This window comes from Pedobacter kyungheensis (assembly GCF_000812965.1).
GTDB lineage: Bacteria > Bacteroidota > Bacteroidia > Sphingobacteriales > Sphingobacteriaceae > Pedobacter > Pedobacter kyungheensis.
Window position 1 is genome coordinate 16440 of the sequence record NZ_JSYN01000016.1, and the last position, 11866, is coordinate 28305.

General features: G+C 40.7%; 14 protein-coding genes. 10 read left to right on the top strand and 4 right to left on the bottom strand.

All coding sequences use genetic code 11. The features are described from left to right. Window positions 1–7: 7 nt before the first annotated feature. The gene (locus OC25_RS13875) at window positions 8–910 is read right to left on the bottom strand and encodes a LysR family transcriptional regulator (RefSeq protein WP_039477048.1); all 903 of its coding nucleotides are present in this window, start codon (window positions 908–910) and stop codon (window positions 8–10) included. Window positions 911–1010: 100 nt separating this feature from the next. On the opposite strand from OC25_RS13875, the gene OC25_RS13880 reads away from it, so the two are divergent. Together OC25_RS13880 and OC25_RS13885 are read left to right on the top strand one after the other, a co-directional pair. Beyond that, window positions 1011–1640: an NAD(P)H-dependent oxidoreductase gene (locus OC25_RS13880; protein ID WP_039477049.1), complete on the top strand. Its 630-nt coding sequence runs from the start codon at window positions 1011–1013 to the stop codon at window positions 1638–1640. Beyond that, window positions 1612–1896: a putative quinol monooxygenase gene (locus tag OC25_RS13885; protein ID WP_039477050.1), complete on the top strand. Its 285-nt coding sequence runs from the start codon at window positions 1612–1614 to the stop codon at window positions 1894–1896. Before OC25_RS13880 ends, OC25_RS13885 begins: the two co-directional genes overlap by 29 nt. A 1-nt stretch (window position 1897) precedes the next feature. On the opposite strand, the gene OC25_RS13890 is transcribed toward OC25_RS13885, so the two are convergent. Continuing rightward, a complete protein-coding gene (locus tag OC25_RS13890) occupies window positions 1898–2749 on the bottom strand; it encodes an EamA family transporter (RefSeq protein WP_039477053.1) in 852 nt (283 codons plus the stop codon). Window positions 2750–2860: 111 nt separating this feature from the next. Next, complete coding sequence (locus OC25_RS13895) at window positions 2861–3208, bottom strand: hypothetical protein (RefSeq protein WP_039477054.1); 348 nt, start codon at window positions 3206–3208, stop codon at window positions 2861–2863. Window positions 3209–3327: 119 nt separating this feature from the next. Between OC25_RS13895 and OC25_RS13900 the strand changes: the two genes are divergently transcribed. From OC25_RS13900 to OC25_RS28385, 6 genes are all read left to right on the top strand, one after another. Then, a complete protein-coding gene (locus OC25_RS13900; RefSeq protein ID WP_039477058.1) occupies window positions 3328–3858 on the top strand; it encodes a superoxide dismutase family protein in 531 nt (176 codons plus the stop codon). Window positions 3859–3967: 109 nt separating this feature from the next. After that, complete coding sequence (locus tag OC25_RS13905; RefSeq protein ID WP_039477060.1) at window positions 3968–4498, top strand: ExbD/TolR family protein; 531 nt, start codon at window positions 3968–3970, stop codon at window positions 4496–4498. A gap of 287 nt (window positions 4499–4785) precedes the next feature. After that, a complete protein-coding gene (locus tag OC25_RS13910; RefSeq protein WP_039477063.1) occupies window positions 4786–4992 on the top strand; it encodes a hypothetical protein in 207 nt (68 codons plus the stop codon). 42 nt (window positions 4993–5034) lie between these two features. Then, the gene (locus tag OC25_RS13915) at window positions 5035–6216 is read left to right on the top strand and encodes an HlyD family secretion protein (RefSeq protein WP_245222009.1); all 1182 of its coding nucleotides are present in this window, start codon (window positions 5035–5037) and stop codon (window positions 6214–6216) included. A 6-nt stretch (window positions 6217–6222) separates the two neighbouring features. After that, the gene (locus tag OC25_RS13920) at window positions 6223–8124 is read left to right on the top strand and encodes a peptidase domain-containing ABC transporter (RefSeq protein ID WP_245222012.1); all 1902 of its coding nucleotides are present in this window, start codon (window positions 6223–6225) and stop codon (window positions 8122–8124) included. Continuing rightward, the gene (locus tag OC25_RS28385) at window positions 8082–8333 is read left to right on the top strand and encodes a hypothetical protein (protein ID WP_280740782.1); all 252 of its coding nucleotides are present in this window, start codon (window positions 8082–8084) and stop codon (window positions 8331–8333) included. The genes OC25_RS13920 and OC25_RS28385 overlap by 43 nt, the downstream gene beginning before the upstream one ends. Window positions 8334–8751: 418 nt before the next feature. On the opposite strand, the gene metK is transcribed toward OC25_RS28385, so the two are convergent. Then, on the bottom strand, window positions 8752–10002 hold the full coding sequence (metK, locus tag OC25_RS13925; RefSeq protein WP_039477070.1) for a methionine adenosyltransferase: 1251 nt from the start codon (window positions 10000–10002) through the stop codon (window positions 8752–8754). 225 nt (window positions 10003–10227) lie between these two features. Here metK and OC25_RS13930 point away from each other — a divergent pair, with 225 nt between their 5' ends. Both OC25_RS13930 and OC25_RS13935 read left to right on the top strand, forming a co-directional pair. Then, entirely contained in the window at window positions 10228–11109 is an 882-nt protein-coding gene (locus OC25_RS13930) for a diacylglycerol/lipid kinase family protein (RefSeq protein WP_039477072.1), read from the top strand. Between the two features lie 279 nt (window positions 11110–11388). Continuing rightward, window positions 11389–11739, top strand: coding sequence for a translation initiation factor (locus OC25_RS13935; RefSeq protein WP_052266213.1), 351 nt, complete (start codon window positions 11389–11391; stop codon window positions 11737–11739). Window positions 11740–11866 lie beyond the last annotated feature (127 nt).

Below are 11866 nucleotides of genomic sequence, written 5' to 3' on the forward strand. Positions count from 1 at the left end.
TTTTTAATTATAAACTCACCATTACCTCTTTAAACAATTTTTTAATTACTCCAATTTCCTGGGCATATTGGGTGTTTTTGCGGCAGCCAAAATATAAAGTGTTTTTCAGTTTACTGCTGCCTTCCCAAATCACTTTTATTTTCTGTTCTTCAACTTCTTTTTTACACAGAAAATCGGGAATAATGGCGAGACCCTTGCCGCCTGATAAGCAGCGAACAATGGAGTTTAGGTTTGGTACAATATAATTCGGGCGGAAATCGGCATGTTTACCAAAATTAAGCTGCCAGAAACGGAGCAAATGCTCCATATCACCAGCGGTGCCGTACCATTTCTGTTGTTTCAGCCAGTCTTCCATGCCTTCCAAATCATTCTTTTTAGCCAGTGCATTAAAAGCCGCTCCATCGGTTTCTATGCCACCTACCAATACAATGGTTTCTGATGAAAAAGCTTCATGTTCTACATTGGGCGAATTACCTTTCTGTGGCGTAATAATCAGGTCTAAAATGCCCTTATCCAATTGATCGAGCATTTCAGGGTATTCGCCAAAGCGGATAATCACATTAAAAGGTAGTGTAGAAATGTATTGCTCGAGCGTTATCTGGAAGGTTTCGAAACACATGCCTACACTGATGGTTGGGGTATGTTTCTCCGTACTTTTCTGAAAATGCTTTTCCGCATCTTCGAGCTTGGCCAATGGTTCTACAATAAAATTATAAAGTACTTTTCCTTTTTCTGTCGGAATCATTTTCCGGCCTGTGCGCTCAAATAATTTGTAGCCTACATAACTCTCTAATGAGCTCAGGTGCAAACTTACTCCTGGTTGCGAGATAAAGAGGTTTTCGGCTGCGCCGGTTAAAGTACCCGTTTTATAAATTGCTTTGAAACTTCTGTACCATTCTAAATTAACCATAATCTTGTTATTATAATTCTGATACAAATCTATAAATTAACTTGTTTTAATAATAGATGTGGCTGCAGTAATTTTGTGTCATCAAAATAAAAAAAACGAAATGACAAAAATATTCATCATAAACGGCGGCCAGAAATTTGGCCACTCTGGCGGTAAGTTTAACGAAACCATTACCAATGCTACAGTCGATTTCTTTTCGCAATTGCCAGACTTTGAAGTGCAAACTACTAATATTAATGAGGCTTACAATCCCAAAGCGGAAGTAGCCAAATATGTTTGGGCAGATGTAGTAATTTACCATACCCCAATCTGGTGGTTCCAGGTACCGCATGCTTTTAAACAATATATTGATGTGGTATTTACCGAAGGCCATAACCACGGTATTTACCATAGCGACGGCCGAAAATCGGACAATCCGACACGTAATTACGGAACCGGCGGAATGCTGCACGGCCGGAAATATATGGTTACCTCTTCGTGGAATGCACCAAAAGAGGCATTTACTTTGCCAGGCGAATTTTTTATGGAAACCAGTGTAGATGATGGTGTACTATTCGGTTTCCACCGGATGAACGCTTTTACGGGAATGGAAAGAATTGATGGTCTCCATTTTCATGATGTAGAAAAAAACGCCGACATCATTAACGATCTTAAAAGATACAACGAACATTTAACCGAAACTTTTTTAAATACCGAAGTATATGAGTCTCTATCTAACTGCAATAGTTAAAAGTAAAAAAGAAACCACTGCCGAATTAAGAGTCCTGTTATTGGATATGGTTTCAAATTCGCGCAAAGAAGAAGCGTGTATTCAGTACGATTTGCACGAAGCTGCCGACCAGGAAACCTTTATTTTTCAGGAAGAATGGAAAGACCAGGCGAGTTTGGATTTTCACAATGGCCAACCCTATATTGTGGCTTTTGTGGCCAGGGCTACTGAGTTGACTGAAGATATCGCAATCTACAAAACCGATAAACTGGCTTAAATTACAATTTTGCCCGGCGGGCCGTAAGCGAAGAACCTGCCGAGGCAATTACCACAAATGCCACTGCAAAACATTCTTTTAACGAAAGATATTCGTGCAAGAATACCAAGGCAGCCAAAGAAGCCATAGCAGGCTCAAGGCTCATTAAAATACTAAAAGTGCGTGCTGGCAGTTGTTTCAGTGCGCGCATTTCGAGGGTAAAGGGAATGGCACTTGATAATAGTGCAAGTGCTGCGCCTAAACCCAGTAACTTTGGGTTTAACTGCCCTAAGCCACCACCAAAAATGCCGAAAGGAAGGATTACAATTGTAGCGAATATCATCCCGATGGCCACAGCGTCACCACCTTTCATGATTTTGGAAATCCGTCCACCCAATATAATATAACCGGCCCAAAAAACACCGGCCAAAAGCGCCAGTAATACACCAACTATATCCAAACCGGTGTTTGTCCAGGGTGCAATTAAAGCAATACCTGCAGCAGCCAATATTACCCATAAAAAATCAACCGGCTTTTTAGAGCCTATAATGGCAAGCAATAACGGGCCAACAAATTCCAGGGTTACGCCCAAACCTACAGGTATCCGTGCAATGGCCAGGTAAAATACCATGTTCATGGTACCTAAACAGATACCATAAAGGATTACATATTTCCACTGTTTAAAATTTAGCTTCGAAAGGTTGGGCCTGAAAGCAAGCATTAAAATAATGGCCGACAAACCAATTCTTAACGATGCTGTAGCTGCGGCGCCGATTTGTGGGAAAAGCCCTTTTGCAATAGCCGCACCGCACTGTACGCTGATAATGGAGAGTAAAACTGCGGGGATTGGTGGTATATTGAGTTTGCTTTTCATCTGGTGCTCGTAAAATGAGGCGCAAAATTACGGAATTATCGCTTTCCAGATTTTTTTAAATCAAAAAAGGAGAATCAGATTATCCCGATTCTCCTTTTATTCAATAGGTTATTAACAAAACAGTTCCTGTTCATCCCTGTTTTCGGTAGGGATTTTCTTTAAAAAATCATCAAACAGTGGCCCTTCGTTATCCGAATAAATGCCATAGGCATCCAGTATGTAGCCAATGTTTTTCTCCTGATCTTCAACAATGTACAAGACTGAATTATCTGCTGGGTCAGAATCACCTTCAAAGCGATACGTTTTTACGATGGTTAAATCTTCTGGTTTATAAATGGTGCCCAGCGTTTTGCTTTGCATCTTGCCGTGATCAGTTATTTTTAATTCGTTATCTTTTCCTTTCAGCCTCAATTTCTCCAAAATTTGACTCAAAGTGTTCATTGCAATTGGCTGTTCCATAGTTATACGATTTTATACTATTTAAACAAGTGGTTTCAGAAATGGTTTTAATGCCAATCATTTAAAAACAAACCAAATGACATTCAGGCTGTTTCTTATTAAACTAAATTTTTTGAACCATGAAAAAATATTTTTTAAGTCTTTTTGTTATCGGAGCTGCTTGTTTAAGTGCCTGTACCAAAACCGATAAAGTTGTAGCTCAGGCCAATCTTACCGAAACCGCCGATCCAGCTAAAAACATTGGAACAGCCAAATTTTATGAGCTAAGCGATGGGAAAATTAAAATGGATATTGAAATGAATTTTGCGGCAAGGGCCGATAGTAATGTAGCTGTGCATTTTCACGAACATGGCGATTGCGGCAACATGGGCGAAAATACCCACGGGCACTGGAACCCTACCAAAGAAGCACATGGCAAATGGGGCTCTGCAGCCTACCATAGTGGCGATATCGGTAATATTATGCTCGATAATAAGGGACACGCCACTTTATCGGTAACTACCGACAGGTGGAGCATTAAAGAGGGCGACATTAAAAATATTATCGGCCGTGGGATTATTGTACATGGTGGCACCGACGATTATACCACACAACCAACAGGAAACTCAGGCCCGCGCGTGGGCTGTGGTGTAATTGAAGCTGTGAAGTAGCTATATTAATATGGTCGTCATTGCGATCTTTCTTAAGCGGTTAATTTTTAGCCGCTTTTTTTATGCAATTTCAGGTTTGTTGTCATCATCATAAAAAAACCTAAACATTATGGCAACGCTAAACGAATCGCAAGGCCGCAAAGCGGCAAAAGGAAGAACCAAAAAAACAGCACCACGGGTAGACCTTACCGCAATGGTAGATCTGATGTTCTTACTAACCACGTTTTTTATGCTCACCACCTCTTTGGGCTCGCTCAATGCGGCAGATATTGCAAAACCCGATGAAACTATTGACGTTACTGCCGATTATCCCGCATCCAGAACCATGACCATTTTACTGGGAAAGAACAGTCAGTCGGTTTGTTACATGGGAACCATAGCCGGGGCAGATATGAAAGTGGTGGCCGTTAAAAACATTCAGGAGGAGATTAGTGCAAATGAGCGTAAAGTGGCTAAAACACACGCCAATAATCCGGCAAAATATATGATTGTGATTATCAAACCTACGGCAACATCCAAATTCAAGGATTTTGTAGATCTGATTGATGAAATGAAAATAGCCGGAATTAAATCTTATGCCATCGACGATGACCATATCACCAGCGAGGAATTGGGATTCATGAAATCGAAAGGTATGTAAAAAGGCTAAAAATCAGCGAATAAAACGAATATGAGCTGATTTTTTTCTAATGAATAAATTGAATATGATTAATGATACAATGATTTTTGGTTGAGTAGGCCAAATGCAGCGTATTTAGGCGCTTTTAGCGAACTTGTTAAGGAAGTGTTAGTTTAAGGTTAGATGCTTAATACTACATCTGTATTGCTAATATGTTTACTTTCGTCGCAGTGTTTGGCCAAGCATGAGGTGGCAATCCCGAAAAACCTTTAAAGAGTAGGGAGCTTAAAAACTCAAAAAAATCTAGTATGAAAAGTTTAGAATTAAACAATCTTGGTGTTCAGGAAATGAACAAAACCGAAATGTCACAAGTTGAAGGTGGTGGTATTGTTAACAATACTTTAAATGAAGTTTTAGCTTCTCTTTCAACTGCTTTAAACTCAGTTGGTGCCGATACTTCTACATTTTTAAACAAAACAGTAACCAATGTTTTGAAACTTGTTTGGAGCTTATAAGCAAAGTTATTGTATCCGCTGTTCTGAAAATCAGAATAGCGGATGCTTTATCAACTCAATACTATGGCTTTAACCAACTACTCAACCGAAAAAATATCCAATACCGCACTCGTTTATCGTTCTCAAATCAGCAAGTCGAGCCAGCTAATTTACATCGTTACGGTGGTAGCCATTTTATTGGTACTTGTAGCCCTTCCCCTGATTAAAATACCGATTAGCATAAACGGTACAGGTATTTTACAATCCACTATAGAGAAAACTGAACTTATTGTACCGGTAAATGGCCGGTTAATTCAATATAAACTTGCTGACAATAAAAGGCTAAAACAAGGCGATACCCTGCTGGCCATAGATGCCGGTTTACCTAAACAACAAGATGCCCTGGTCGAAACCCGGAAAAACCAGATTACACGCTTTTTACAGGATATCAGTACCCTGCTATCATTCAATGGCAGCTCCTCCAGCCTTCAAACGGGGCAGTACGTGGCCTCATGGCAGCAATATGTGCAGGAACTAAAAAATGCAGGCATTGCCAAACGGCAGGCAACAAGCACTTTTGCACGTTACAATAAATTGTACCAGAATAAAGTGCTTACGCAATCTGAATATGAAAAATACAAATACGAACTGGAGCAGGCCGAATCGGTTTACCTCATGGTACGTACCAAATATAAAACCCAATGGCAAACCGAAGCTAATGGCTATCGCAACGAGTTGCGCGAGCTTACGGGGCAGCAAGCCGAATTAAACGAACAGAAAAAGCAATATGTGTTGCGTGCCCCAATTGATGGATCGGTTCAAAATTTAGTGGGCATGCAAAACGGCGCCTATGTTTTTGCTAATCAAAAAATTGGCGAGGTTTCGCCCGATGCCGGTTTGGCCGCTTATTGCTACATCAACCCATCAGATATTGGCCTGATTAGAAAAGGACAGGAAGTACATTTCCAGATCAATGCTTACAACTATAACCAGTGGGGTTTGGCCGTGGGTAAGGTAATTGATATTGCTGACGATATTGTGATTTTAAACGGCAACCAGCCAGCCTTCAAGGTAAAATGCCTGATGGATAAAAATTACCTGATGCTTAAAAACGGTTATAAAGGTTATTTAAAAAAGGGAATGAATTTTACGGCCCGTTTTAAAGTTACCGATCGCAGTTTATTCCAGTTGCTTTACGATAAAGTGGACGACTGGGTTAATCCAAACCTCATCCAAAAAACATAACAGGCCATGAGTACCAAGGTTAAGCAAAGAGATATTACCGATTGTGGTGCAGCTTGTCTGGCATCAGTGGCCTCCCATTACAAGTTAAATTTGGCAGTTGCCCGCATCAGGCAGCTTGCCGGCACCGATAAAAAAGGAACCACCGTTTTAGGGCTGGTAGAGGCTGCCCAAAAATTAGGATTTGAAGCTAAGGGTGTAAAAGCACCTTTTGATAGTTTATTTAAAATACCTACGCCTGCCATTGCACATATTATTGTGAATGATGTGCTGCAACATTTCGTAGTGATATATAAAGTAAACAGCAAATTAATAGAGGTGATGGACCCTATAGATGGGAACGTGCATCGTAAAACACATGATGAATTTAAAAAGGAATGGACTGGTGCATTGGTATTGTTGTTGCCATCAGAAAATTTTCAGATTGGCAATGAAAAAAAATCAATTCAGGGAAGATTTTGGAATTTGATTAAACCGCACAAAGGCATTCTGACACAAGTTTTATTTGGTGCAGTTGTTTATACTGTGTTGGGTTTATCTACCTCTATTTTTGTGCAGAAACTGGTCGATTTTGTGCTGGTGGATGGCAACCATAATTTGCTCAACCTGATGAGCATTTCGATGATGGTGATTTTGGTGGTGCAACTGTTTATTGGTTCGGCTAAAACTGTTTTTACCTTAAAAACGGGCCAGCTGATTGATGCGAAGCTTATTTTGGGCTATTACAAACACTTGCTCCGCCTGCCACAGCAGTTTTTCGATACCATGCGCGTGGGCGAAATTATTTCGCGGATTAATGATGCGGTAAAAATCCGGACCTTTTTAAACGATGTATGCGTAAACTTTCTGGTAAACATTTTTATTGTTTTCTTTTCGTTTATCATGATGTTTACCTATTACTGGAAACTGGCACTGATTACACTCACCGTTATTCCTTTATACCTCGTTATTTATTTGATAACCGATAAATTTAACAAACGTACACAGCGCAGGCTAATGGAAGATGCGGCCGAACTCGAATCGCAGCTGGTAGAAAGTTTAAATGCCGTGGGTACCATTAAACGTTTCGGTTTAGAAGAACATGCCAACGAAAAAACGGAAACACGTTTTATCAAATTATTGCAGGCCGGCTTTAAATCAAACTTAAATGCAGTAGTTTCAGGTACCTCAACCGAATTTGTTTCGCGCATCATTACCATTATTTTGCTCTGGGTGGGGGCTGGTTACGTGTTGAGCAATTCGATTACTCCTGGCGAGCTCTTATCATTTTATACCTTGATTGGTTATTTTACCGGTCCGGTTTCATCGCTGATTGGGATGAACAAAACGGTACAGGATGCGGTTATTGCTGCCGACCGTTTATTCGAAATTATGGATCTGGAAAGGGAAACCGATGAAAATCAGATTGAATTAAGTACGGATAAAATTGGCGACATTCATTTCGAAAATGTATCGTTCCGTTATGGTAAAAGGCTGGCCATTTTTGAAGAGCTCAGTTTAACCATTCCACAGGGAAAATTTACGGCAATTGTAGGCGAAAGCGGATCAGGGAAATCGACACTCATGTCCATCCTGCAAAATATTTATCCTATCCAGTCGGGCAATGTGCGCATTGGCAATTACGACCTCAAATATATCACCAATGCTTCGCTCAGGCGGATGATATCAGTTGTGCCCCAACAAATTGATTTGTTTGCCGGAAATGTAATCGAAAATATTGCTATCGGGGAAGAAGAACCCGATATGCAACGGATTATTGATATTGCTACGAAGCTGGGCCTGATGGCTTTATTGAAGCACTACCTAAAGGTTTTCAAACTTACCTGGGCGAAAACGGCACCAGTTTATCGGGTGGTCAGCGCCAGCGGATTGCCATTGCAAGGGCCTTGTACCGCGAGCCCGAAATCCTGATCCTGGATGAAGCAACTTCTTCACTCGATGCCGTTTCGGAACAGCACGTACAAAGGATGATTGCCTTTTTAAAAGCCGAACAAAAAACGGTGATTGTAATTACCCACCGTTCAAGCACATTAAATAACGCCGATAAAATCATTGTGCTTGATAAGGGGCAGGTGGTTGAGCAGGGCAGTCACCATGAGCTAAAATACAACCTGAGCTAGGCCCCTTCCGAAGTTTGAGCGGAGGATGCGGGCAAGTCAAACTTCGGAAGTTTGACTTGGTTCTGTTTGGTGGGCCAAATAGGGGATTGGGGAAGTTGGACCGGCTTCTCGTCGCGATTTTTCTTCCCTATCAGCACTGCAGCAGGTTAAATAAACCTGATCGGAACGGGCATGAGTGCAACGAATAAAGTAGAGAGCAGGGCTGCTTTAACCAATATACGCCGGAGCCTGCTTTTCTAAAAAATATTGATGATTTCTACTGTTTGGTGAGCCACCAAACAGGGGATCAAAAAAAGATTAGCTAAACTTACGAAGTCTAACCAAGCCTTTGGTCATGTAGAGACTTCGTAAGTGATGCGCAACAAAAAAGGCGTTCTGCATTGCTGCAAAACGCCTTTTTAAATTTTATGTTGATGGATTAAATGCCGAATGCAGCTTTAACCTGATCTACGTAGTCTAATTTCTCCCAGGTAAACAAATCAACAGTAACTGTTTTTTCTTCACCGTTTGGTGTTCTGAAAGTTTTGCTTACAGTTTCTGGCGTACGGCCCATGTGCCCGTAAGCAGCAGTTTCGCTATAAATCGGGTTTCTCAATTTTAAACGTTGCTCAATAAAGTAAGGACGCATATCAAAAATCGATTCTACAATTTTAGCAATCTCGCCATCTGTTTTGCCTACTTTACCAGTTCCGTAAGTGTTGATGTAGATACCCATTGGTTTAGCTACACCGATAGCATATGATACCTGTACCAAAATCTCATCAGCTACACCGGCAGCTACTAAGTTTTTAGCGATATGACGGGTTGCATAAGCCGCACTTCTATCTACTTTACTTGGATCTTTACCCGAAAATGCACCACCACCGTGCGCACCTTTACCACCGTAAGTATCTACGATGATTTTACGACCGGTTAAGCCTGTATCGCCATGCGGGCCACCAATTACGAATTTACCGGTTGGGTTAATGTGGTATTCAATTTTATCGTTAAACAAGTGCGCATATTGCGGATTGCTTTTAATGATACGTGGGATTAAAATATTTACCAGGTCGGTTTTGATTTTAGCCAGCATCGCAGCTTCTTCATCAAAATCATCGTGTTGGGTCGAAATTACAATCGCATCGATACGAACAGGTTTGTTGTTATCGTCGTATTCTAAAGTAACCTGGCTTTTTGCATCCGGACGCAGGTATTTAATTTCGTTGTTTTCGCGTCTTAACACAGCAAGTTCCTGTAAAAGCTTGTGCGATAGGTTTAAAGCCAAAGGCATATAATCTTCGGTTTCGTTAGTGGCATAACCAAACATCATACCCTGGTCGCCTGCACCTTGTTCTTCCTTGTTGCTTCTATCTACACCTTGGTTAATATCCTGCGACTGTTCGTGGATAGCAGATAAAATTCCGCAAGAGTTAGCCTCAAACATATACTCGCTTTTGGTATAACCAATTTTCTTGATCACATCGCGGGCAATCTGCTGTACGTCTAAATAGGTTTTAGATTTTACTTCACCAGCTAAAATAACCTGACCAGTAGTAACCAATGTTTCGCAGGCTACCTTTGATTCCGGATCGAAAGCTAAAAAGTTATCAATTAATGCATCCGAAATTTGATCGGCAATTTTATCCGGGTGACCTTCAGAAACAGATTCTGATGTAAATAAATACGACATTTATTAAATAAATTAATGGTAAATAAACAATTTTATAATTGCCACACCCCTTGGAAACAAGTGGTAAAATGATTGAAAGGAGGCATTAGCAATTTTTTTAAGTGGTTGCAATCCGGTCCCGAAGTGTCGGGATAGCAAATCAATCCACTTTTTTACTGCTGCAAAATTAGCATATTTTCTTTATTTCAAAAATTATAGATTATTTTGTGCATTCAATCTTACACTTTGCACACAAAGATCAATATCCTCTTTATTATCAACCCCATCTCGGGTGGGAGAGGAAAGCTGCGTATCCCCGATTTTATAGATCAATACCTGGACAAGGAAAAGTTTAATGCCAACTTTGTGTTTAGCGAATATGTGGGGCATGCCGGCGAGCTGGCCGACGAAGCGGCTACCAAAAACTTTGATGTAATTGTGGCTGCGGGTGGCGACGGAACGATTAACGAAGTGGCCACCAAAGTGCTTAAACACCATAAAATACTGGGCATTTTACCACTGGGCTCAGGCAATGGCCTGGCCAGGTTTCTCAAAATCCCTAAAAATTTAAAGCACGCTATAGGGCTGATCAATAATTATAAAACTGATTGCGTAGATACTGCTGAATTTAACCAGAAATGTTTTTTTAACCTGGCAGGTATGGGCTTCGATGCACACCTGAGTGCGGTTTTTTCGAAAGATAAAAAGCGTGGCTTATCGGGCTATGTAAAACTGGGTTTTAAAGAGGTTTTTAATTATCAGCCACAAACCTACCAGCTGGACATTGATGGTACTTCGTACACCCGAAAAGCCTTTGCCATCAGTATTGCCAATTCTTCGCAGTATGGTAACGATGTTTACATTGCTCCCAATGCTTCGGTAAAAGATGGTTTGCTCGATGTTTGTATCATTAAACCTTTCCCGATAATAAAACTGCCAGTTTTGGGTTATGTAATGTTAAGGGGCACAGCCGAAAGTTCGGATATGATTGAAATTATTAAAGGGAAACACATTAAAATTACCAGAGAAAAAGCGGGAGCAGTGCATGTAGATGGCGAACCTTTACAGATGGGTACGGCGATTGAAGCACTTGTACATCCCTTATCGTTACAGGTAATTGTACCATAAGGAAGTTTGGAGTTGACAGTTTGCAGCTGATCTGGCTATTAACCATAAACTATCAATCATTGACCAATAAACGTATGGCGAAGATAAAATTAGCGTTGCAGGTAATTGTGCCATAAGGAAGTTTGGAGTTGACAGTTTGCAGTTTGGAGCTGATCTGACTATTAACCATAAACTATCAACCATTGACCAATAAACGTATGGCGAAGATAAAACTAACCATGAACCATTAGCTATTGACTAATAACCTAATAGCTACTGAACCAATGAACATTTACAATTATGAAACCAAAGAAAAATAGTTTAAGCGATTTAGGTGGAATTATGTATTCTACCAATCCGGATTTTGAATATGAAGAAGAAGTAGATGATACCGTTACGCCAGCCAACAACCAGCAGGATTTTCGCGTAATGCTCGATAAAAAGAACCGTGGGGGCAAGGCTGTAACCTTAATTACGGGCTTTAAAGGCCGTACAGAAGATTTAGAAGTACTGGGTAAAATGCTGAAGACCAAATGTGGCGTTGGCGGCTCGGTTAAAGATGGCGAAATCATGATCCAGGGCGATGTTCGGGATAAAGTGATGGGCATTTTACAAAAAGAGGGTTATAAAGCCAAAAAGGCCGGAGGATAAATCTTTCAACTCATGTGGAAGAGTTCGTTAAAGCGGATCGTCATTCCCGCGCAGGCGGGAATCTCATCGGGCGATGCGAAAACATCTTTGATGAACCTGATGGTTACAAATTAGATAAATAATACCT